Here is a 22,648-nt window from a genome sequence, read left to right on the forward strand (position 1 = left end):
TGCCGGCTCTGACGATGATGAAGACGATCATCCCCGCAAGCGCCGCCGTCGTGGGCGTCGCGGAGGTCGCCGCAACCGGCGTTCGGCGGATGGTTCTTTCGGGCACCATGACGAGGAAGCAGCGCCTGGCGATGCCGAGGCGATGAGCGCGGTCGAAGACCGCGGCGGCGTCGAAGTCGAAGCTGCGCCTGCGTCCGATGCCGCCCCTGAGACGGTCGTGGCCAGCGAAGTGGAGGTGACGGAGCCGCAGGAAACGGTCGTCGCCGATGTGGCTCCCGAGGAAAAGCCGAGGCGCCCTCGCCGTACCCGCCGTCCGGCGAAGGCGGAAGAGACGCAGGCCGATTCCGTAGCCCAGAAGGCCATTGAGAGCGGATCGGACGACGTGCCGGTCGAGGAAACCGTTGCCGCGGAGGAAAAACCCGCCCGCAAGCCTCGCGCTCCGCGCCGTAAGAAGGTCGAGAGCGAGCCGGTAGAATCGGTCGAGCCCGCCGCCGCGGTCGAGGCGGAAGCTCCAGCTAGATCAGAAACAGTGGCTGAGCCTGCTCCGGTCGCCGAACCTGAGGCCGCTGTCGAGGCAGAGCCTACCCCTGCACAGCGCAGGAAGAAGGTCGTCCCGGCAGACGAGATTGTCGTTTCGTCCACAAGCGACGAGCAAGCCGACGATAAGCCGAAAAAGGCTGGCTGGTGGCAGCGCCGTCTGGGACTGGGCTGAGACCTCCTACGTTGAAAGATTGATAAAAAGGGCGGCCACAAGCCGCCCTTTTCTTTTTAAGAGAGTGTTGTGCTACCGCCGCAAAAACGGGCGCATGCGGTTGAGTGCCGTCTCAATGCTTTCAAGTGTGCCTGCGTAAGAAAAACGCACATATTTGTGCCCATCGGTGCGGTCAAAATCCAGGCCCGGCGTAGCGGCTACTCCGGTTTCGTCCAGCATACGGACGCAGAATTCCATGGTATCGTTGGTAAATGCCGACGCGTCCGCATAGGCATAGAACGCCCCGTCGGACGGATCCGCTAGCCCGAACCCCAACTCCTTTAAACCGTTTGCCAGCACCAATCGGTTTTGCGCGTAGCGATCACGCTTAAGATCGTATTCATCCCTTTCGTCCAGGGCCGCCAGAGCCGCGTGTTGCGCAATGCTGGAGGCTGAAATGAACAGGCTCTGCGCCATCATTTCCGCCCTGCGGATCAGATCTTCGGGCAACACAAGCCAGCCGATCCGCCAGCCTGTCATGCAGTAATATTTCGAAAAGCTGTTGACGATCACATGGCCCTGGCTGAACTCCAACGCGCTGATATCACCCCCAACGTAATTGAGGCCGTGATAGATTTCATCGGAGATGAATCGGACTCCCAGCCGGTCGCAACACACAATGATCGCCCCCAGTTCATCGCGATCAAGCACGGCGCCGGTCGGATTGGCCGGGCTGGCCACCAGCAATCCCTCGAAAGGCGAGCGCTTATAGGCAGCCTCGATATCCGCCGCCGTCAGCTTCCAGCCATTGGCCGGCGACACCGGTATCTCGACGGTTCCGATATTGAGCGACGTGAGGATATTGAGATAGGCGGGATAGCCGGGGCGGGTGACGGCGACCCGCTGTCCGGGTGCAAATGCGGCGAGAAATGTGAGGATGAACCCGCTGGAAGACCCCATGGTCACAACGATGCGCTCTGCGTTCACCTCCACCCCGTGCTGCTGCGCATAATAGTGGCTCAGGCGCTCACGAAGCGCCGGGAGTCCTTTGGCTGCGGTATAGCCCATGGGGCGTTCGAGACTGGTGTGCACCGCGTCAAGAACAGACTGGGCCGGACGGTCGCCAGGTTCACCGATTTCGAGATGACATACAGATCGCCCCTGCGCCTCCAGCGCTTGCGCCCGCGCCATGATTTCCATGACATAAAAAGGGCGAATCGGATTTTCATTGATCATTGTCAGGCCCGGAACAGGTTAGATTATGCTGCGACGGACTATAATTTGTATTCGCCGCAAAACAATGCGCACACAGTATTTCATCAAGTTCTCAAGTTGTTTCCGCTCGTCGCACGGCCTTGCCCACATCCGCTCTCCTCTTTGCCACTGGCCACCCAGCGGCCATTGCGCTACATCCGCCGCAACGCGACATGGAGTTCAACATGCAAAAAGCGATCAATATCGGCCTTGCCGCTGCCGTGGTGCTGCTCGGCGCTGGTCTTGTGGCCAGTGTTGCAACACGGCCCGAGCCGGGGATGAGCGCGGCCGAGGTCCAGAGCCTGTTGGCCAGCATGCAATCCCCGCTGCCGGCGGCTGAAACGGTGCCTGAGCAGACGGCGCTCGATACCGCTGCCATCGGCCCGGTGATCGAGGACTATCTTCTCGCCAACCCGCGCCTCCTCGAACGCATGTCGGTTGCGCTGGAAACCGAACTTCGTGCCGAAGAGGGCGAGCGCACTCTCCTGGCGCTAACCGCGCTGGAAGATGAAATTTATAACGACCCCGACAACATCATCCTCGGCAATCCCGATGGTGACGTCACTCTTGTCGAAATGTTCGACTACAATTGCGGCTATTGCCGTCAGGTCGTCGCTGATGTGATGTCCCTTGTCGATGAAGACCCCAATCTTCGCGTTATTCTCAAGGAATTCCCGATCCTGTCGCAAGGATCGATCGACGCCGCCCGTATCGGCATTCTCGTCAATCAGTCCGATGTCGACTATCGCGATTTCCACACCACTCTGTTTTCCACACGCGGTGCCATCGATACCGAAGCGGCCCTGCTGGCTGCCTCCCAGATCGGACTCGATCGGGTCCCCCTCGAACTGGATATGAGCGCCACGAAGATTTCCGACGCCATCCAGCGGACCTATGCCATTGCGCAGGCGCTCGGCGTTTCGGGCACGCCCACCTTCATCATCGGAAACGAGGTCATTCCAGGCGCGATTTCCAAGGCCGATCTCAGCCGACGGATCGACAATATGCGCGCTTGCGGCGCCACCGATTGCGCGGGCGCGTAGCAAGGGAGCGAACCGCCCGTTGTGGTCGGAAGCACCGGTTTTGCCGTTCTTCTTTGCCTTTTCAGTGCATTTCGTATAACGCGAGGTTGCACCGCCTGCCCCTCTGGCCCACAACCTAAAAAAAGGCGCGTTCCGCCTTCATTGCACAGGGTGGCCGCGACAACATGAAAGCATCATGGCAAAACGCATACTCATTCTGAACGGTCCGAACCTGAACCTGTTGGGAACAAGGGAAAAGGCCATCTATGGTGCCAGCACCCTTGCCGATATCGAGGCGATGTGCCGGACTGCGTGTGAGGCGCTCGATCTGAGCTGCGATTTCCGCCAATCCAACCACGAAGGCGAGTTGATCGACTGGATCCAGTCGGCCCGCAAGACGGCTGATGCGATCATCATCAATCCGGCCGGATACTCCCACACATCGATCGCTATCCCCGACGCCTTGCGTACGGTGGACAAGCCGATCGTGGAAGTTCACATCACCAATATTCACCAGCGCGAAGCCTTCCGCCACCACTCCTATATCTCTGCGGTGGCATCAGGGGTTATTTGCGGGCTGGGACCTAGAGGATATACCTTGGCCATTGAGGCCGTGGCCGAAATCCTGAATTGAAAAAGGGCCCTCAGGGGCCTGGTGGAGACACGATAACAATGGCAAAGATCTCACAGGTCGATCAGGACCTCATTCGCACCATCGCCGAACTGGTCAATGACGCCAATCTGGCTGAAATCGAACTGGAGCAGGATGACTTCCGCATCCGTGTGACCCGCACATTCGCCAAGGAAGTGGTGCAGGTTTCGGCTCCGGCCTATGCGCCGCAAGCTGCCGCGCCTGCTCCTGCCCCGGTCGCTCCAGCAGCGCATGCACCCGCGCCCGCCGCCACAGCCGAAGACCTCGCATCGAGCCCCAATACGCTGACGTCGCCCATGGTCGGCACCGCCTATCTCGCTTCCGAACCCGGCGCCAAGCCGTTCGTTGAAGTCGGGGCAAAAGTGTCCGAAGGCCAGACCGTGCTCATCGTCGAAGCCATGAAGACCATGAACCAGATTCCCGCCCACAAGTCCGGAACAGTGATCCGCATTCTGGTGGATGATGCGTCGCCGGTGGAATACGGCGAACCGCTCGTGGTCATCGAGTAAGGCGGCGCCATGTTTTCCAAGGTTCTCATAGCCAATCGCGGTGAGATTGCCCTGCGCATCCTTCGGGCGTGCAAGGAGCTGGGCATCCAGACCGTTGCGATCCATTCGCTGGCCGATGCCAACGCCATGCATGTCCGGCTTGCTGATGAAAGCGTCTGCGTTGGGCCAAATGCGGCGCGCGACAGCTATCTCAACATCCCGTCGATCCTGGCAGCGTGTGAAATCACCGGCGCCGAAGCCGTCCATCCGGGATATGGCTTTCTGGCTGAAAATGCGCGCTTTGCCCGCATTCTCGAAGAACACAAGATCACCTTCATTGGCCCTTCCGCCCACCATATCGAGATCATGGGCGACAAGATTCAGGCCAAAAAGACCGCCCTCGAACTTGGTATCCCCTGTGTGCCGGGCTCGGCTGGTGCCGTCCTCAATGAGGCCGAGGCCAGACAGGCCGCCGCCGAAATCGGGTACCCCGTGCTGATCAAGGCCGCCGCCGGTGGTGGTGGTCGGGGCATGAAGGTCGCCAAGGACGAATCCGAGCTTGCCGTTGCCTTCTCCACCGCGCGCACTGAAGCCAAGGCTTCGTTTGGCGACGATTCCGTCTATATGGAAAAGTATCTCGGACAGCCCCGGCATATCGAAGTGCAGATCATCGGCGATGGTCGCGGCAATGCGGTGCACCTGGGCAGCCGCGACTGTTCCTTGCAACGCCGCCACCAAAAGGTCTGGGAAGAGGCGCCCGCGCCCACCGTTCCGGAAGACCGGCAGAACGAAATCGGCGAAATCTGCGCTGCCGCCATGCGCAAGCTCAAATATTCCGGTGCCGGCACCATCGAGTTTCTCTACGAGAACGGTGAGTTCTATTTCATCGAAATGAACACCCGCCTGCAGGTCGAGCACCCCGTGACCGAGCGGATCACTAATTTTGATATCGTTTACGAGCAGATTCGCGTTGCCGCCGGCGAGCCTCTGTCGCTGCGGCAGGAAGATGTGAAGTTCTACGGCCACGCCATCGAAGTGCGCATCAATGCCGAAGATTCACAGACTTTTGCGCCCTCGCCTGGCCGGATCACCTATTATCACCCCGCCGGTGGCGTGGGGGTTCGGGTCGATTCCGCCGTCTATCAGGGCTACAATATTCCGCCCTATTACGACAGCCTGATTGGCAAGCTGATCGTGCATGGCCGTACCCGCTCCGAATGCCTCCAGCGGCTCAACCGGGCCCTTGATGAGTTTATCGTGGACGGGGTGAAGACGACCCTGCCGCTGTTCCGCCGGCTGATTCAGGAGCCTGATGTCCAGGCCGGAGAGTACGATATCCATTGGCTCGAAAAATATCTCGACGCCAACAAGCAATAAGAGGGAGCGGCCACACTGGCCGCTTTTTTGTTCCCGCCGATGACGCGCAAGAATGATCCGTTCGACCTCGAACTTACGCCTGATCTGATCCTGCGTGCCTATCGTGCCGGCATCTTTCCCATGTCGGAGAGTGCCGAGGATGCCGACATATTCTGGGTAAGTCCCCAATTGCGCGGCATCATCCCTCTCGACGAGTTCCGGATTTCTCGCAGTCTCGCCAAGACCCTCCGTACCCATCGCTTTTCGGTCGTTGTCGATCGCGATTTCGATGCTGTGATCGAGGGCTGCGCCACAGCGGGCAGCGACCGGGAGTCGACCTGGATCAACGCCACCATCCGCGATCTCTATGCCGAACTGTTCGCCATGGGATATTGCCACACGGTGGAAGTCTATGATGGCGAGACCCTTGTCGGGGGCCTTTATGGCCTCGCTATAGGCGGGGCGTTTTTTGGCGAATCCATGTTCCACCGACGCACCGATGCGTCCAAGATCGCCACGGCGCATCTGGTCGATCGACTCAATGCTGGCGGCTATGTCCTGCTCGACACCCAGTTTCTCACCGATCACCTCGCTTCGCTGGGGGCCATCGAGATTCCCCGCGCCCTCTACGAGCTCCGTCTGTCAGCGGCGTTGGAACTCGAAGGCGATTTTTTCGCCCTGGATCGTGCCTGATAACTCTATTTGGGGTTGCGGTCAGCGCTGCCTTGGCGGCGGCACGTCGGACGTCTGATTGCAATCGATCAGCCAGACGTCATAAACGGCGTTGTCGATGGCGCTGAGCGCCGGGGAGTCGGCAAACATCCAGCCTGAAAACACCCGCTTCATGGTTGCCTGCAACGACACTTCATCGACCTGCACGAACGCTGCCACACTTTGGGCTTCGGACGAGGGGCGCGAATAGCAGGCCTTGGGCGTCAGCTGGAGCGAGCCGAACTGCACGGTTTCGTCGATGTAGACGTCGAATACCGTAATCCGTCCGGTGATCTTGTCGAGTCCTGTGAATACCGCCACGGGATTGCCGATGGCTTGCGCATACGCCTGGGAACCGGCCGCAAATCCAGCGGCCAGCAAAACTGTGATGCACAGGCTCCGGCCAATGCTCTTGTAACGCATCGGGCAAGGCCGCCTATTTGGGAGACCAGGCGTCGTAATCACCGGTTACGCGGGGCCGCGTCTGATCGGAAAGAATCGATCCGTCAGGCCGGTATGCCAGCGCAGTGCCGGTCATATTCGGCGCATGCGGCTTTTCCCACTCATATGGCGTGTAATCGGATTGGGTGGGCGGAACATCGGTGCGGTAATGCATCCAGCCGTGCCAGCCCGGCGGAATGGCAGACGCTTCTGCATAGCCGTTATAGATGACCCAGCGTCGGCCATTTTTCCGGCCTTCGTAATAGACGTTGCCCAGTTCGTCCTCGCCTACCTTCACGCCCCGCAACGCGGTGAACAGGCGGGTTGAAAGGGTCTGCTTGTTCCACCAGCCGAAAATTTCGAAAATGAACTGCTTGAAGCCGCCGTTTGCCACGTCCGATACCTTCACGGGTCAGTCTGATGCGCTCGGCTTAGCATACAAGCCCCCGCGATCCTAGAGCCCCGTCGGCCTTGCGCCGATACTGTTTTCCCCTGCCCCCAACAGAGCCGCAAGAGAGCTCTCCCGCACCATCGTGTTTCTTGCTATGCTCTCCAAAAGGATCGCGCCTCGCCCTCTTCCTGCGTGGTATCGTTTCAAACACAAAAGCGCGATTGCCCGAGAAAAAATTGCCCTTGACACGGTTAAGGCAAGACTCAGCGTAACGACGCCAAGGCCAAGAGACGCAAGGTTCATCGGCACTTAACGGCGGATGCAGACAAACCGCTTGAGTGGTTCGCCTCTGGAATACGGCCCAAACGGGGCTTTTAGCCCCCTCCAGTGTTTTGCACGTTATCCTCGCTATTCCCAGTGAAAAGCACTACATTTAGGCATCGAAAAGCTTTGGAGCACTAGGGATAGTCTTTTTGCCGCGATTGACCTGTGACCAGAATCGCCGAAAAGTCGCCCTCAACAGGCCCTCGCCTGTCGCACCATGAATATTTGATGGGCCGGCCCTCTCTCAGCGCTTCACCGCCGAGGGGTTGGCATAGTTTGGGGATATAAGAGCCAATGAAGATCGAACGGCGATTTACCACGGCGGGTCAGTCTGCCTTTGACGGTATCGAGTTCCGCTCCGCCACGAGCGAAATCCGCAACCCTGACGGGTCTGTGGTGTTCCGGCTCGAAGACATCGCCGTGCCCGCTGCCTGGAGCCAGGTCGCTGCCGACATCATTGCGCAGAAATATTTCCGCAAGGCCGGCGTCGCCCGCGCCCTGCGCAAGGTCGAAGAGAACGACGTTCCGTCTTGGCTGTGGCGCTCGGTCCCCGATGAAAAGGCGCTGGCCAAACTCCCCGAAGACCAGCGCTACGGCCCTGAAATGGATTCGCGCCAGGTGTTCAACCGGCTCGCCGGCACCTGGACCTATTGGGGCTGGAAGGGCAAGTATTTCACCACCGAGGACGACGCCCGCACCTTCTACGATGAGCTGTGCTACATGCTCGCGACCCAGCGTGTCGCCCCCAACTCGCCGCAATGGTTCAACACCGGTCTGCACTGGGCATACGGCATCGACGGGCCCGGCCAGGGCCATTTCTATGTCGATCCCTTCACAAACAAGCTCGTACAGTCCAGTTCCGCTTATGAGCACCCTCAGCCCCATGCCTGCTTCATCCAGTCCGTCGATGACGATCTGGTCAATGAGAACGGCATCATGGACCTTTGGGTGCGCGAGGCGCGCCTGTTCAAATATGGTTCGGGCACCGGCACCAATTTCTCCGCCCTGCGTGGCTCGGGCGAAAGCCTTTCGGGCGGCGGCAAGTCGTCCGGCCTGATGAGCTTCCTCAAGATCGGTGACCGGGCCGCTGGCGCCATCAAGTCAGGCGGCACCACCCGCCGAGCCGCCAAGATGGTGGTGATCGATATCGACCACCCCGATATCGAGGAATACATTAACTGGAAGGTCAAGGAGGAGCAGAAGGTCGCCGCCCTTGTCACCGGCTCCAAGACCGTTTCCCGCCATCTCAAGCTGATCATGAAGGCCGCCGTCAATTGTGAAGGCAATGGCGACGATTGCTTCGATCCCAAGAAGAACCCCGCGCTCAAGCGCGAGGTGAAGGCCGCAAAAAAGGCATTGGTGCCGGAAAACTACATCTTCCGCGTCATCCAGTTCGCGCGGCAGGGCTACACCGACATCGACTTCCCCATTTACGATACTGATTGGGATTCTGAAGCCTATCTCACCGTTTCGGGCCAGAACTCGAACAACTCCGTTCGCGTCACTGACGATTTCCTGCGTTCCGTTGAAGACGATGGCGAGTGGAACCTGACTGCCCGTCAGACCGGCGCGATCACCAAAACCCTCAAAGCCCGCGATTTGTGGGAGCAGGTCGGCTATGCCGCCTGGGCCTCCGCCGATCCCGGCATCCAGTACCACACCACCATCAACGAGTGGCACACCTCGCCCGAAGCCGGCCCGATCAATGCGTCGAACCCGTGTTCGGAATACATGTTCCTTGACGATACGGCGTGTAACCTCGCGTCGGTCAACCTCCTGCCCTATCGCGGCAAGGACGGCGTCTTCAACACCGGTGACTATGAGCACACCGTCCGCCTCTGGACGCTGGTTCTCGAAGTCTCGGTGATGATGGCCCAGTTCCCCTCGCGCGCCATCGCCGAGCGCAGCTTTGAATACCGCACGCTGGGTCTGGGCTATGCCAATATCGGCGGCCTGTTGATGACTTCGGGCATCCCCTATGATTCCGATGAAGGTCGCGCCATCGCTGGTGCGCTGACGGCCATCCTGACCGGCGTTTCCTACGCAACATCGGCTGAGATCGCGTCAGAGCTGGGTGCGTTCAAGGATTATAAGCGCAACGCCAAGCACATGCTTCGTGTCATCCGCAATCACCGCAATGCCGCCTATGGCAAGGCCGATGGCTACGAGGGGCTTTCGATCACTCCGGTGCCACTCGATCACGCCTCCTGTGCGGACAAGAACCTCATCGCCCGCGCTACGGCGGCCTGGGACAAGGCGCTAGAGCTGGGTGAAAAGCACGGCTATCGCAACGCCCAGGTTTCGGTCATCGCCCCCACCGGCACCATCGGGCTGGTGATGGACTGCGATACCACCGGCATCGAGCCCGATTTTGCCCTGGTCAAGTTCAAGAAGCTGGCCGGAGGCGGTTACTTCAAGATCATCAACCGCGCCGTGCCCGAGGCGCTGCGCACCCTTGGTTACGCCGAAGATCAGATCGCCGAGATCGAGGCCTATGCCGTGGGGCATGGCAACATGAACCAGGCGCCGGGCGTCAATGCCGCTACCCTTGCGGCCAGGGGCTTCCCCGCCGACAAGATCGACGCTCTCAATACGGCCATGAAGTCGGCCTTCGACATCAAGTTTGTCTTTAACCAATGGACGCTGGGTGCTGATTTCCTTAAGGAACTCGGTGTCACCGACGAACAGCTTTCCGACCCAGCTTTCGAGCTGCTGCCCTTCCTGGGCTTTAGCCGGAAAGAGATCGAAGCCGCCAACATCCATGTCTGCGGTGCGATGACGCTGGAAGGCGCGCCGTTCCTGAAGGACGAACATCTGCCCGTGTTCGATTGCGCCACCCCCTGTGGCAAGATCGGCAAGCGTTACCTCTCGGTCGAATCCCACATCCGCATGATGGCTGCGGCCCAGCCCTTCATCACGGGTGCGATTTCCAAGACCATCAACATGCCGAACGACGCGACCGTCGAGGACGCCAAGGAAGCGTACATGCTCTCCTGGAAGCTGGCCCTCAAGGCCAACGCCCTCTACCGCGATGGTTCAAAGCTGTCGCAGCCGCTCAACTCCTCGTTGCTCGCTGATGGGGACGATGACGAGGATGATGTGGACGATCTCGCCGCAGCGTCGCTCGCCGAGCGGGTGCCTGCCGTGGCCGAAAAGATCGTCGAGCGCGTGATCGAACGCGTCCGCGAGCGTGAGCGCATGCCGGACCGCCGCAAGGGCTACACCCAGAAGGCGATCGTTGGCGGCCATAAGGTCTATCTGCACACCGGCGAATACGGGGACGGCAGACTGGGTGAAATTTTCATCGACATGCACAAGGAAGGCGCTGCCTTCCGGGCGATGATGAACAATTTCGCCATCTCCATCTCGATTGGCTTGCAGTATGGCGTGCCGCTCGACGAATTCGTCGAGGCCTTCACCTTCACCCGCTTCGAGCCGGCTGGTCTCGTGATGGGCAATGACCACATCAAGAACGCGACCTCGATCCTCGACTATGTGTTCCGTGAACTGGCGATTTCCTACCTCGATCGCACGGATCTGGCCCATGTTACGCCCGATGCCGGCGCAACGTCGATCGGCAAGGGGGTGTCCGAGGACAATGCGGTCAAGGAGCGTGTTGCCCCTGCCCCACTTCCCGCTGACAATTTCGTATCGCGCGGGATGACCCGTGGCCGGGTGAAGGACAAGACCCTGATGCTGGTCGCCTCGACGGACTACGTGGCCCCCACGCCCGTGCAGTCCATCCAGGCCAACACCGTAACGGCGCTCAAGCAGGGTACGGCTCTGAAGGCCGAGGCCGAGGTGCAGACGGCAAAGCTGGTGGACGAAGTCCAGGCCAAGGACACCACGACCCTGCGGCTGGAAGCCCAGATGAAGGGGTATGTCGGCGAATCCTGCTCCGAGTGCCAGAACTTCACGCTGGTCCGTAACGGCACCTGCCTGAAATGCGACACCTGTGGCTCGACCACTGGTTGCAGCTAAACGAAAGAATGGCCGGCGTCCCCGCCGGCCAGCACATTCAGGGCGGGTGCGCTATGCGTGCCCGCCGTCCTTGATGATGATATCCATTCCATCAAAGGCTGGAACGACGTTTTCCGGCACCTGCGCCGCTACCATCGCATAGTCCATGTCGACGTGCAGATTGGTCAGCACCGCACGTTTGGGACGATGTTCGGCCACCAGCGCCAGCGCTTCATCGAAGCTCAGATGACTGGGATGCGGCGCATAGCGCAGCGCATCGAGCACCCACACATCGAGATTGTCCAGCGCCCACAGCGATCCTTCGGGAATTCCCGAGAGGTCGCACGAATAGGCAAAGCCGCCCACCCGGAACCCCAGCGAAGTGATCGAGCCATGCTGCTGCTCGAACGCAGCAATTTCGATTGAACCGCCAGCGCCTTCCACGGTAATCCGCTCGCCATCGGCGATGGAAAGAGCATTGAGGATCGGCGGATACGGGCTATGCTCGGGAGCCGTGAAGCAATAGCCAAACGCTTCGCGTAAGCGCACCTCGGTAGCGATCGACATATAGGCGTTCACCCGCCGCCGCGCGTTGAGGGCCAGCACCCGCAGGTCGTCGATGCCATGGGTGTGGTCCGCATGCTCGTGGGTAAACAGCACGCCATCGATTTCCGGCACGTCCGCCGCCAGCATCTGCTCGCGCAGATCGGGCCCCGCGTCGATCAGAACCCGGGTCACCCCGTCACGGTCATCGCGCGATCCGGTGATCAGCAGCGAACAGCGCGTCCGGCGGTTTTTCGGATTTTCGGGATCACACGCACCCCAGATATTGCCGATACGCGGCACACCCCCCGACGATCCGCATCCCAGGATTTTTGCCGTTATGCGCGTCGCCGGTTCCGTACTCATATATCGAGCTTCGCCTTTGCAAAGAGCCGCGCAAAATTGCGCGTCGATTGTTCCGCGATGGTCTCCAGCGGCACATCGCGCAACTGGCCCAATTTTTCGGCCGTGTGCCGCACAAAGGCCGGTTCATTGCTGCTCCCCCGATGGGGAACCGGCGCGAGGTAGGGCGCGTCGGTCTCGACCAGGAACCGGTCCTGGGGCACAAATCGGGCCACGTCCTGGATGTCCGCAGCGTTCTTGAAGGTCACGATCCCGGAAAAGGAAATATATCCCCCAAGCGCCAGCCCCCGCCGGGCCAGTTCCGCCCCGGAGGTGAAACAATGGAGCACGAAGGGGAAAGCTCCCACTTCCGTTTCCTCTTCGAGGATGCCGATCATGTCATCGTCGGCAGAGCGTGCATGGATAATCAGAGGGAGACCCGTTTGCCGCGAAGCCGCTATGTGATTGCGAAATCCCGCTGCCTGCGCCTCACGGGGCGATGAATCATAGTGATAGTCGAGCCCCGCTTCGCCAATGGCGACGCATTTTGGATGCTGCGACAGGGCGACGATTTCCTCGACGCTTACGTCGAGTTCCTCATGGGCATTATGAGGATGGGTGCCTACCGAACAAAAGACGTTCGCATGGCCCTCGGCAATCGCCACAAGAGTATCGAATTTACGGATACGCGTCGAAACGGTCACGCAATGGCTGACGCCATTGGCTTTCGCGCGCGCCAGCACGCCGTCGATATCTTCGGCCAGCACATCGAAATCGAGATGGCAATGGCTGTCGATCAGCATCAGTTCGCGCCTTCGTCCTTTTCCACATAGCGCGGAAAAACGCCCTGGGGCGCCGGCAGGGGCGCGTCGGCCACGAGACGTCCCGAAACGCCCAGCGCTTCGAAAGTCCGTGCAACTTCCGCCACGCCAAGCTGGTCGAGCAGGCTTGCGCTCGATTCCGGCATCACCGGCTGGGCGAGGATTGCGACCTGGCGCACGACCTCGATGGTGACATAGAGCACCGTCGCCATTCGGGCCGGGTCCGTCTTGCGTAGAGCCCAGGGCTCTTGACCGGCAAAATAGCGGTTGGCATCCGCCACCACCTGCCAAACGGCGTTGAGCATCTGGTGGATTGCCTGATCGTCCATTGCCTTGTGCGCCTGGTCGAGCAGCCCATCGGCGGCGGCGAGGATCGCCTTGTCCTCGGCGGTAAATTCGCCCGGCGTCGGCACGCGGCCATCGCAATTCTTGGCGACCATCGACAGCGACCGCTGGGCGAGATTGCCCAGATCATTGGCCAGATCAGCGTTGATGCGATTGACGATGGCATCGTGATTATACGAGCCGTCCTGCCCGAACGAGACCTCGCGCAGGAAATAATAGCGCATGGCATCAAGGCCGTATTTATCGACAAGCTCGAACGGATCGACAACGTTGCCAACCGATTTTGACATCTTCTCGCCGCGGTTGAACAGGAACCCGTGGGCAAACACCCGGCGCGGCAATCCGATCCCCGCGCTCATCAGAAACGCTGGCCAATAGACCGCATGGAAGCGAACGATATCCTTGCCGATCATGTGGATGTCGGCGGGCCAGTATTTCCAGCGCGGATCGCTTTCATCCGGATATCCGGCAGCGGTCAGATAATTGGTCAGGGCATCGACCCAGACATACATGATGTGATCGGGATCGTTGGGCACCGGAATGCCCCAGTTGAAGGTCGTGCGCGAGATCGAAAGATCCCGCAATCCCGATTTGACAAAACTGGCCACCTCATTGCGCCGCTCCGCGGGCATGATGAAGCCGGGGTTGTTTTCGTAGTGCGCGAGCAATTTGTCGCCATACGCGGACAGCCGGAAAAAGTAGCTTTTTTCATCGACCCATTCGACCGGCGATCCCAGTGGCTCACGGCGCACGCCGTCCTCGCCGAGGGTGGTTTCCTTTTCGTCGAAGAAGGCTTCCTGACGCACCGAATACCAGCCGGAATAGGAATCGAGATAGATATCGCCATTCTCGACCATCCGCTCCCAGATCGCCTGCGAAGCCGCATGATGGCGCGGTTCGGTCGTGCGGATATAGTCGTCATAGGAAATGTTGAGCCGCTCCCACAGCTCCCGGAACACCTGCGAATTCCGCGTGGCGAGCTCCAGCGGCGCAATGCCTTCATTCTCGGCCGTCTGCTGCATTTTCTGGCCGTGTTCGTCGGTTCCGGTCAGGAAAAACACGTCCTTGCCATCCAGCCGGTGAAACCGGGCGATGACGTCGCTGGCGATGGCTGTGTAGGCATGGCCGATATGGGGAACACCATTGGGATAGAAAATCGGCGTGGTGATGTAAAAGGTCGGACGGCTCATGGAAATTCAGCTCACGGGGATGGTTTTGCGCACATGGTCGCGAATGAGGTCGAAGACCGCGACAAGGGTCTGCCGCCGATCGAGATTGTAGATGTCCGCATCCGCGATCAGGGCGTTGGACTTCTCCCATAGTGCATTGGCTGAGGCAAGGCGGAAACGTGCCGGTGCGCCGCTTCGCGCCGCGGCCTCTGCTTCATGCCGTAGCCAGTCGCGGATCATGTCCTGAGCAAAGCCCAGTTCAGCGCCCTTGGAGGCGGCAAGCCCATCGGCAATCGTAAGGTGCGCCTGGGTCGGATGGGCGGACGGCGTCGCCAGCCATGTCTGGAGGGCGTCGAGCACATCCCCCTCTTCGAGCATCAGGGTTTCGAACGCTCTGCGTGGCCGTCCGGCGGCGTAAGCCACCGCCCGCGCCATCTGGTCAGGCGCCAGGTCGGGCCGGATACCGGTCAAAACGCTTTCCACTCCGACATCGGCCAGTGGCCTGAGCCCAAAACTCTGGCACCGCGAACGGATGGTGGCGAGCAGCCCTCCCGGGCGGTGCGAGATGACGATGAACATCGTTTCCGCAGGCGGTTCTTCGAGCGTCTTGAGCAGAGCATTGGCCGAATTGACGTTGCAATCGTCCACACTATCGACGATCGCCACGCGATAGCCCGCCCTGCCCCGGGTCTGGTGCAGGGACTCGCGCATGGCGCGCACATCATCGACCCGGATGGCCGAATAGAACTTTTCGGCATTGGCAGGGTCGGAGGTGCGGCGCAGCAGGAACAAATTGGGGTGGGAAAGCGCGGAAACCTGTGCCGAAATGCGCTCTTCGGATTCGTCGGATGTTCGGGTCAGCACCATACGCGCTACCGCAAAGGCAAAAGTGGCCTTGCCGATGCCACGCGGCCCATGCAGCAGGATTGCACTGGGCAGCCGACCGCGCTCCAGCGCATCGGAAAGCGCGTGCAGCGGTTTGTCGTGTCCCACTAAAGTTCCGAATTCGGGTGCGGGTACGCCCTCGATCTGGTCGGCTTCGCGGCGTTCGGTCACCCCGTCAGCCCTTCCTGCCCGAGATCGGGGAAGTGGTCGGCAACCGCACGCCACACCGCTTCGGCCAACACGTCCTCGTCGGTATCCGCCGACAGCACCACGCACCGTCCAGGATTAGCGATCGCGATTGCCAGGAAGTTGTCCCGAAGGCGACGGTGGAAGCCAAGGTCTTCCTTTTCAAATCGGTCGCCAATCGCAGGAATGCCCTCTTCGAGCTCGCGCTGGCGCACCCTTTCGAATGCGATATCGGGGTCCATGTCCAGAATGACGGTCAGATCGGGCGTATTGCCATTGAGCGCCAGATGTTCGAGGGCGTCGATCAGCTTGTCGTCCACGCCGCCCGTCAACCCCTGATAAGCGCGTGTCGAATCCGCGAACCGGTCGCAGATCACCCATTTTCCTGCCGTCAGCGAGGGAGCTATCAGCGCGTTGACGTGATCGAGACGGGCAGCGGCAAACAGTACTGCCTCCGCACCGACACCCCAGCTTTCGGGCTTTCCCTGCAAGATAAAGGAGCGGATCGCTTCCGCCTTGGGGGTGCCTCCCGGCTCGCGGGTGCGCACCACCGGAATGCCGTGCGTGTTGAGCCGGTTGGCCAGTCGGCGCACCTGTGTGGACTTGCCGACACCTTCTCCACCTTCGAAAGTTATGAAGCGGGGCCTGATCGATCCAGTCGCCATCGTGTCCGTGCCAGTTCCTGGTAGCCGTTTGGAGCACTCAATCGGATTGAACCCGATCGGGTGCGCCAGGTCATTGTTTTATCGCGCTTCTGAACTGGAAATGCTCCGGGGAGCGCAGGTCAGAACCAGCCAAAGGCCAACTCCCACAGGGCATCACTCGCCTTGCGCACGATGTCCCCGTCACCCACGGGTTCAGCCGCGTAAAGAGGCGCTGTCTGAATGAGCTGGTCATTGCAGAGTATGTTGAGTTGCGCAAGCCTGTCGCCCTGCCGTACCGGCGGCAGGATCGGTGCCGTGTAGGAAATATGCGCCGAAAGGCACCGCCGGTTGCCGCGCGGCAGGTAGATGTCGATGCTGCCTTCCCCCACCAGCCCGACCTGCGCCTGGTCGCCGCCATAAACGCTGGCCTGTCCCACCACCACGCCCTCGCCATACGCCGGGATGCGCTCGAAACTGCGCGAACCCCAGGTGATCAGCTTGCGGGCTTCCTCATTGCGTTCGGCAACGCTCTGCATGCCATGGAGCACCCCAACAAGCCGCCTGCCCCCCTCTGCGGTCGATACCACAATGCCATATCCGGCCGAATCGGTGTGACCGGTCTTGAGCCCGTCTACCCCGATCCCCAGATTCAAAAGTCCGTTGCGGTTGAGCTGTCTGATGCCGTTCCAGGTAAACTCTTCCTCGGCGAATACCGGATAATACTCCGGAAACTCCCGCACGATGTAACGCCCAAGATCGGCCAGATCGCGGGCGGTGACCAGCATGTCGGGGTCCGGCAACCCGCTCGCATTGGTGAAATGGGATTCGGTCAGCCCGATATCGAGCGCGAACTCGTTCATGATGGCGGCAAATGCCGCCTCGCTGCCGGCAATCCCCTCCGCCAGAGCGATGGCCGCGTCATTGCCCGATTGCACGATCACCGAATGCAGCAAATCATCGACGCTGACTTGCGAGCCGAGTTCGGCAAACATCGTCGATCCGCCCGAAGGCGCGCCGCCGGTGCGCCACGCATGTTCGGAAATGAAAAACTGGTCGGTAAGCTCCAGTGCGCCGCGCTTTATCATGTCGAGAACGACAGCCAGCGTCATCAGCTTGGCCATGCTGGCCGGTTCGATCAGCGCGTCCGCTTCCTTCTGGAACAGCACTGTCCCCGATTCATGATCGACAAGGATCGCATAAGGGGCCCGTGTGTCGAAATCGAGTTGTGCCAAAACGCTGGTGGCTGAAACGGCCAACCCACCCATTGTCAGCAGAACCATGCGACAGGCGCGTTTCACCCAAGTCATCTGAACCAGCGGCGTCGGTGTGACGCTCCCGAGTTAACCCTTGAACATTAATACAAAATCGTTGGCGACAAGCCAAGCGATGAGGCCATATCGAGGGCATCATTCTCAGTCACGCCTTCGCGAAGATGGGTCAGCATCAAATGGGTCACCACCTGCTCGCCCCGCGCGATGGTGTTGACGTCGATTGCGCCCAGCATCGCCAACTGAGTGGCGATCTCCTGGCTGCGCGCTTCATCATCGAATGTTCCCAACGCCATGCGGATCGGTGTCCCCGAAGGCTCAGGCAGGCTGTCGAGGGCAGGATCGGCATAGAGCAGAACCTGGAACGGAATATTCTGGGGCACAGGAGCAACGTTGGCCACGGCCGCTGCAGCCGTTTCAGGCCGCGCAACGGGCACAGGTGCAGCCGTCGGCACGGGCGCTGCCTGGGCGACCTGCATTTCCTGATAGGCCATGCGGGAATTGTTCTGGATTTCGTAGGGCGTCAGTTGATTGATCGAGGCGGTCAGGAACCTGCCATCGTCGCCATTGAGCGGCGCAGGGCCGACATATTGCACCCGCACATCCGTCTTGCCCTGGTCGATAAATCCGAGCACTTCGGCGGTCCGGCGCGAAAGGTCGATCACCCGGTCATGGGAGAACGGCCCGCGATCATTGATCCGCACGATGGTCGAGGCGCCATTGGAAACATTGGTCACCCGCACATAGGACGGCAGCGGCAAGGTCGGATGGGCGCCGGAGAGATGATACTGGTCGAACACCTCGCCATTGGCGGTCATCCGGCCATGGAAGGCCGGCCCATACCACGAGGCTTGTCCGGTCACGTCGAGATTGGGCTGCTCCCTCGGCACGAAGGTACGCCCGGCAACCGTATAGGGCTGGCCAACCTGATAGCGCCCGCCGCCCTTGGGCACGTTGCGGGATGTCGTCACCCGAGGCGACGCTTTCACGCCCATCGATGATTCCGAGAAAAATTCCTTGCCCGCGAACAAATCCGCGCCCGCACACCCGGAAAGGGCGACGGCAATGGCAGTCACGACGCCGAGTGTGGCGACATGGGGGCGGCGGCGCACCGCTGCATTTTTCAAGCTCATACAATCCGACCCGATACAAACAAGATTGTCGATGCGCTTGCGCGTCGAGCCTCTGAACAACCATAGCTTTGTGTAGGTTTTGTTAATATGCGGGAAAGAGTTTGCCGGTCGGCGGGCTACAATGCTCCTGTTTTCGCAAGCGCAGCGTGCACCGCGCGCGCCAGATCGAGCGCTCCTGGCGTGTCCCCATGCAGGCAGATCGAGCGGGCTTCGCTCTTGAATATCGTGCCATCGATGGCAACGATCTCCCCGGTTTCGGCCAGCCGCAGGCAGCGGTCGATCACAAGCTGTTCATCGGTGATCACGCTCCCGCGATGCGCGCGCGACACCAGCTGCCCGTCCGCGGTATAGGCCCGGTCCGCATAGGCCTCCAGAATAACATCCAGGCCAAGATCGCGCGCCGCCCATTCCTGCTCGGACGCTGCCAGCGCCAGAACCGACAGGCCGGGAAATGCTGCGTCCACCGCTGCAAACAGCGTTTTGGCCAGCGCCCTGTCCTCAGCTGCCATATTGGCCAGTGCTCCATGCAGCTTGAGGTAAGTGATTGCCGCGCCTTCGGCTTGGGCAATATCGTGCAATTGAGCAACCTGCGCCACGATCTGCGCAGAGAGCCGATCAGCCGGAATGTCCAGACGCCTCCGTCCGAAATGGTGTGGATCGACAAAGCCGGGATGTGCTCCGATCCGAACACCATTGTGCAATGCTCCGCGCACTGCCCGGCGCATGGAGTGCGCATCTCCCGCATGGCCGCCACAGGCGATCGAGGCGCTGGTGACGATTTCCAGCATCGCGAGATCGTCTCCCATTCCTTCGCCCAGATCCGCATTGAGATCGATCATGGCCGCCACCCCGCCAATCGATGGGCATGCTCGACGCTCACCGGCGTGAACCGTACGGATTTTCCCGGACGCATTTGCGCGAAGCGGTCCAGATCAACATCGATCACCGTCCCGATGCGCGGATATCCCCCGGTCGGCTGATGATCGCGCATCAGCACAATGGGCGACCCGTTGCCCAGAATCTGGATATCCCCCGCCACGACTGCATCCGATACGAGCCCCAGGCTCCGCGTTTCAGCAAAGACCCCATTTCCATCGTCGAGCCAGACCCCCATGCGATCCATACGTGGCAGGATGCGGAAGCCGGCCTCAATGAACTCCGCCCGTACCTCCGGGCTGAATTGGTCCGCATGTATGCCCCAGATAAAGCGGATGGCATCGTTTTCCGCGCCGTTGCTCCATCCCGGGGCTTCAGACACGACGTCTGCAAGCGGTAAAAGGCCAATGCGGTCCCCTCCCCGCAGCCCGCGCCCTTCCAGCCCGCCCAACCCGACGGTTGCGTTTGTGGCGCGGCTCCCCAAAACCGGAGCGACATCGATCTGTGCGCCAAAGCGGAGGTAAGCATAATTGCCGCGCGTCCCCGTACCGATCGAGACCGCCATTCCATCGGTCAGATCGATCTGCGCTGGCCAGGGGCCCTGCTGCCCATCAAGAGTCAGGCGGAACTCGCCACCGGCCAAACCGGCCCTCATCGGCGCGCCGGAATAGATGAAATCCATGCCTTGGGGGCCGATTTCGATGGCTGCGCCGCACGTACAACCGGCCATCACCGCCGCGCCGGCATAAGCCCTCCTGTCCATCGGGCCGGACGCTCCAATGCCGTGAGACAGCAGTCCGGGCCGTCCCTCGTCCTGGATGGTGGTAATGGGGCTCGCCCTTGTCACAAGGATATGGCTCATTGGGCCACCTCGAATGTGACATCGTCGCCAGCAATTGCGTGGGTGGGCGGCATGGTCTCAGGATCGAAATTGAGAAAGCGCGTCCGCCCGATGATCGACCAGCCGGTGGAAACCGGCGTCGCAGTGATTGCAGTCTGGCGCGCGGCAAACAACACGCTGCCCGGTGGCACCGAGGGCACGACCTCTTCCCTTCGCGGTAGCAGCAGGTCGGGTCCATGCATCCCGCAATAGAGAAAGCCCGGAGCAAACCCCACCGACAGGACGCGCAACGCCTCCGCCCGGTGCGCCGCGACAAATCTCTCTACGGTAAGCCCGAGCGTTGCGGCGACCGCCTCAAGATGCGGCCCGCCAGCGCCCCCGTACACGACCTCAATCCTATGTGTGCGACCGCCGCTTCGGTTCGGGCCTGTTTCGGACCCGATCAGCCGGATTTCACCGGCCAGCGCCGCAAATGTGGTCCGCGCTGGATCATACCGCACAAGCACCGATACAAGGTTCGGGGCCACTTCCAGAACGCCCACGGGCGGTTGGTCTTTCAGCCGTTGCGCGAAATCGATGGCCAACGCGTTGGCACCAACATCGAGCCGGTCGGAAAACCGCACCAGAATGGCATGGTCACCCAGCGGCATCAGGGTTGGAATGTGCGGGCTTTCGGATGCCACGGGATGCGTCCTCACCGTATTCTCGGAGCTGCCGGGGTAGCCCTGCCTGCTTGCATTGGCAAGTCAAACGCGACACCATGACGGCAGCCATGTGGAGGGGACATGCGGATTTTTCTTATCGCGGCCGGTCTTGTCATCGTTGTTCTGGCCCTGCTCGGATTGGGCCTGTCGGCGGCCGAATTCGGCATCGTGATGCTCGGCGGCGCGCTGGTGGTCGCCATCATCATGTTCTTTATCACACGCCGCCGCTATCAGCGCATGAGCGATACCGAAAAAGACGACCGCACCCCGCCCGGATTGCCGTAAGATTAATCCATCGATAGCACGCGTTTGATTCAATTTGGCCACCGGCTGTTTGCTGCCGCTTTGCGGCTCGCAGCGTTTAGTCGCCCGATGACTCACTCTGCTCCCGAAAAATTGCAGCAACGCGCGGTATGCGGACAGGCTCATGCCATCCTGGAAAGCCTCGCCCGATCGCACAGCCTGCCCCTCTCCCTTTGCCTCTCCATCGAAGAACTTCTCGAAGGCGCATGGGAAATCGCTTACAGCTCATCCTGCGTCGGCTCGGACAGCAATGTCATTGTCGTGCCGCACTGGATGTTCAACCATAATCCGCTGGGACACGCCGCAATGGCGCAGCGCTGACGAAAAGCTGGAATATTGGGCCGCATGCGGGCATACCAGACAACGACGCCACGAGATGGATTCCCGCTGAGATGAAAACCGCCCTTCCGCTTTTCGCTTTGCTTGTGCTTTCCGGATGTGCCTCGACATCGGGTGGCGCGCCCGAGCCGCAATTGCATCATACCACCAGCGTCAAATGCGTCGCCAGCAACGTCAAGCAAAGCGGCTGCAAGACGGAATACGAGTTGGCGATTGCCGTGCTGCTCGGCACGGGCACCGTGCCCAGCGCCGATGATTTGCGGGTCCCTGACGCTGGAAAGTCCGAATTCTGAGAAAGACGGCAGCACAACAGGGGCGTTGCCGCTGTTTCTCACCGCCGCTTATACAACACTGGCGGTCCAGCCAACGATTTGGTTCAGCAGTGCGTCGAGTGCGGCATTGAGCGCCGCCACCACGGCGGGCTGCTGCAATGAGGCTGAAGGGACATCGGCGGAGAACGTCTGGCTGGCAACGACGGTTCTGCTACGATCATTGACCAATTGGATCGCCAGCGCCACTCGTGCCAGCGGTGCGCCGCTGCTGGTATCGAGTTCGAAGGCACGGATATCGGTCGACAGGATCACATCAAGGGCAATGGGGTCGGTGGGCTTGCCGATATTGGTAATCCCGGCATCGCGGAACGCATGCAGCATACGGGTCTGCACCAGCAGCGGCAGCGTGTCCGACCATTGGGATTCACTGAGATAACTCAATACTCCGCCCGGCTGGCGCACCACGATGCGCTGGCTGTCATAAGTTGCGATGGTCGAGGGCTCTCGCACCACAATGGTGCGCCCGCTGCGGCGCGGCACCGGCGCGGGAGCGCCCGGGGTCAAGTCATACGTCACCGGGGCTGTTGCCCCCAGCCCAAGACATCCCGTCAGCACGGATGTGAGGCCGATGGCCGTCGCAGACAGAAACACGCGGCGTCCGATTTTTGCTGACATCTGGTTCATCCC

Annotated in this window: 23 protein-coding genes and 1 pseudogene; 10 read left to right on the forward strand and 14 right to left on the reverse strand. The window is 60.6% G+C overall.

From position 1 onward, the window contains the following. Positions 1-712: pseudogene (locus VNS12_RS11030) on the forward strand (hypothetical protein); the annotation flags it as partial. Between the two features lie 72 nt (positions 713-784). On the opposite strand, the gene VNS12_RS11035 reads toward VNS12_RS11030, so the two are convergent. Then, positions 785-1,927 (reverse strand): pyridoxal phosphate-dependent aminotransferase, encoded by a 1,143-nt coding sequence (locus VNS12_RS11035; RefSeq protein WP_325487888.1) that lies wholly within the window; start codon positions 1,925-1,927, stop codon positions 785-787. A 203-nt stretch (positions 1,928-2,130) separates the two neighbouring features. Here VNS12_RS11035 and VNS12_RS11040 point away from each other — a divergent pair, with 203 nt between their 5' ends. The 5 genes from VNS12_RS11040 (at position 2,131) to aat (ending at position 6,156) form a co-directional block, all read left to right on the forward strand. Continuing rightward, complete coding sequence (locus VNS12_RS11040; RefSeq protein WP_325487889.1) at positions 2,131-2,988, forward strand: DsbA family protein; 858 nt, start codon at positions 2,131-2,133, stop codon at positions 2,986-2,988. Positions 2,989-3,163: 175 nt separating this feature from the next. Next, a complete protein-coding gene (gene aroQ / locus VNS12_RS11045) occupies positions 3,164-3,601 on the forward strand; it encodes a type II 3-dehydroquinate dehydratase (RefSeq protein ID WP_325487890.1) in 438 nt (145 codons plus the stop codon). A 38-nt stretch (positions 3,602-3,639) separates the two neighbouring features. Beyond that, a complete protein-coding gene (gene accB / locus VNS12_RS11050) occupies positions 3,640-4,128 on the forward strand; it encodes an acetyl-CoA carboxylase biotin carboxyl carrier protein (protein WP_325487891.1) in 489 nt (162 codons plus the stop codon). A gap of 9 nt (positions 4,129-4,137) precedes the next feature. Next, positions 4,138-5,484 carry an acetyl-CoA carboxylase biotin carboxylase subunit gene (accC, locus tag VNS12_RS11055; RefSeq protein WP_325487892.1) on the forward strand — a complete coding sequence of 449 codons (1,347 nt, stop codon included), beginning with the start codon at positions 4,138-4,140 and terminating at the stop codon, positions 5,482-5,484. 39 nt (positions 5,485-5,523) lie between these two features. Continuing rightward, positions 5,524-6,156 (forward strand): leucyl/phenylalanyl-tRNA--protein transferase, encoded by a 633-nt coding sequence (aat, locus tag VNS12_RS11060; RefSeq protein ID WP_325487893.1) that lies wholly within the window; start codon positions 5,524-5,526, stop codon positions 6,154-6,156. A gap of 21 nt (positions 6,157-6,177) precedes the next feature. On the opposite strand, the gene VNS12_RS11065 is transcribed toward aat, so the two are convergent. Continuing rightward, the gene (locus VNS12_RS11065) at positions 6,178-6,597 is read right to left on the reverse strand and encodes a DUF2155 domain-containing protein (RefSeq protein WP_325487894.1); all 420 of its coding nucleotides are present in this window, start codon (positions 6,595-6,597) and stop codon (positions 6,178-6,180) included. 13 nt (positions 6,598-6,610) lie between these two features. After that, entirely contained in the window at positions 6,611-7,009 is a 399-nt protein-coding gene (locus VNS12_RS11070) for an NADH:ubiquinone oxidoreductase subunit NDUFA12 (protein WP_325487895.1), read from the reverse strand. 615 nt (positions 7,010-7,624) lie between these two features. On the opposite strand from VNS12_RS11070, the gene VNS12_RS11075 reads away from it, so the two are divergent. Beyond that, a complete protein-coding gene (locus VNS12_RS11075) occupies positions 7,625-11,311 on the forward strand; it encodes a vitamin B12-dependent ribonucleotide reductase (RefSeq protein WP_325487896.1) in 3,687 nt (1,228 codons plus the stop codon). 51 nt (positions 11,312-11,362) lie between these two features. On the opposite strand, the gene VNS12_RS11080 is transcribed toward VNS12_RS11075, so the two are convergent. From VNS12_RS11080 to VNS12_RS11125, 10 genes are all read right to left on the reverse strand, one after another. Then, positions 11,363-12,199: an MBL fold metallo-hydrolase gene (locus tag VNS12_RS11080; RefSeq protein WP_325487897.1), complete on the reverse strand. Its 837-nt coding sequence runs from the start codon at positions 12,197-12,199 to the stop codon at positions 11,363-11,365. Beyond that, positions 12,196-12,978: a TatD family hydrolase gene (locus VNS12_RS11085; RefSeq protein WP_325487898.1), complete on the reverse strand. Its 783-nt coding sequence runs from the start codon at positions 12,976-12,978 to the stop codon at positions 12,196-12,198. The genes VNS12_RS11080 and VNS12_RS11085 overlap by 4 nt, the downstream gene beginning before the upstream one ends. Continuing rightward, positions 12,978-14,531 (reverse strand): methionine--tRNA ligase, encoded by a 1,554-nt coding sequence (gene metG / locus VNS12_RS11090; protein WP_325487899.1) that lies wholly within the window; start codon positions 14,529-14,531, stop codon positions 12,978-12,980. The genes VNS12_RS11085 and metG overlap by 1 nt, the downstream gene beginning before the upstream one ends. A 6-nt stretch (positions 14,532-14,537) precedes the next feature. Next, positions 14,538-15,566 (reverse strand): AAA family ATPase, encoded by a 1,029-nt coding sequence (locus VNS12_RS11095; RefSeq protein WP_325487900.1) that lies wholly within the window; start codon positions 15,564-15,566, stop codon positions 14,538-14,540. Beyond that, positions 15,563-16,246, reverse strand: a complete 684-nt coding sequence (gene tmk, locus VNS12_RS11100; protein WP_325487901.1) for a dTMP kinase — start codon at positions 16,244-16,246, stop codon at positions 15,563-15,565. Before tmk ends, VNS12_RS11095 begins: the two co-directional genes overlap by 4 nt. A gap of 119 nt (positions 16,247-16,365) precedes the next feature. After that, positions 16,366-17,505, reverse strand: coding sequence for a D-alanyl-D-alanine carboxypeptidase family protein (locus tag VNS12_RS11105; protein ID WP_325487902.1), 1,140 nt, complete (start codon positions 17,503-17,505; stop codon positions 16,366-16,368). 74 nt (positions 17,506-17,579) lie between these two features. Continuing rightward, positions 17,580-18,626 carry a septal ring lytic transglycosylase RlpA family protein gene (locus VNS12_RS11110; protein WP_325487903.1) on the reverse strand — a complete coding sequence of 349 codons (1,047 nt, stop codon included), beginning with the start codon at positions 18,624-18,626 and terminating at the stop codon, positions 17,580-17,582. A gap of 116 nt (positions 18,627-18,742) precedes the next feature. Then, positions 18,743-19,465 carry a 5-oxoprolinase subunit PxpA gene (locus tag VNS12_RS11115; protein ID WP_325487904.1) on the reverse strand — a complete coding sequence of 241 codons (723 nt, stop codon included), beginning with the start codon at positions 19,463-19,465 and terminating at the stop codon, positions 18,743-18,745. Continuing rightward, a complete protein-coding gene (locus tag VNS12_RS11120) occupies positions 19,462-20,364 on the reverse strand; it encodes a 5-oxoprolinase subunit C family protein (protein ID WP_325487905.1) in 903 nt (300 codons plus the stop codon). The genes VNS12_RS11115 and VNS12_RS11120 overlap by 4 nt, the downstream gene beginning before the upstream one ends. Beyond that, positions 20,361-21,026: a 5-oxoprolinase subunit B family protein gene (locus VNS12_RS11125; RefSeq protein ID WP_325487906.1), complete on the reverse strand. Its 666-nt coding sequence runs from the start codon at positions 21,024-21,026 to the stop codon at positions 20,361-20,363. The genes VNS12_RS11120 and VNS12_RS11125 overlap by 4 nt, the downstream gene beginning before the upstream one ends. A gap of 102 nt (positions 21,027-21,128) precedes the next feature. On the opposite strand from VNS12_RS11125, the gene VNS12_RS11130 reads away from it, so the two are divergent. The 3 genes from VNS12_RS11130 to VNS12_RS11140 all read left to right on the forward strand — a co-directional run bounded on the left by VNS12_RS11130 (position 21,129) and on the right by VNS12_RS11140 (position 21,982). Then, complete coding sequence (locus VNS12_RS11130) at positions 21,129-21,332, forward strand: hypothetical protein (protein WP_325487907.1); 204 nt, start codon at positions 21,129-21,131, stop codon at positions 21,330-21,332. Positions 21,333-21,356: 24 nt separating this feature from the next. Beyond that, a complete protein-coding gene (locus VNS12_RS11135; protein ID WP_325487908.1) occupies positions 21,357-21,671 on the forward strand; it encodes a hypothetical protein in 315 nt (104 codons plus the stop codon). Between the two features lie 71 nt (positions 21,672-21,742). Next, a complete protein-coding gene (locus tag VNS12_RS11140; protein ID WP_325487909.1) occupies positions 21,743-21,982 on the forward strand; it encodes a hypothetical protein in 240 nt (79 codons plus the stop codon). Positions 21,983-22,030: 48 nt separating this feature from the next. Here the strand turns inward: VNS12_RS11140 and VNS12_RS11145 are convergent, their stop codons facing one another. Then, positions 22,031-22,636 (reverse strand): ABC-type transport auxiliary lipoprotein family protein, encoded by a 606-nt coding sequence (locus VNS12_RS11145; protein ID WP_325487910.1) that lies wholly within the window; start codon positions 22,634-22,636, stop codon positions 22,031-22,033. Positions 22,637-22,648: the final 12 nt, after the last annotated feature.

The organism is Pelagibacterium sp., assembly GCF_035555455.1.
Lineage (GTDB): Bacteria > Pseudomonadota > Alphaproteobacteria > Rhizobiales > Devosiaceae > Pelagibacterium.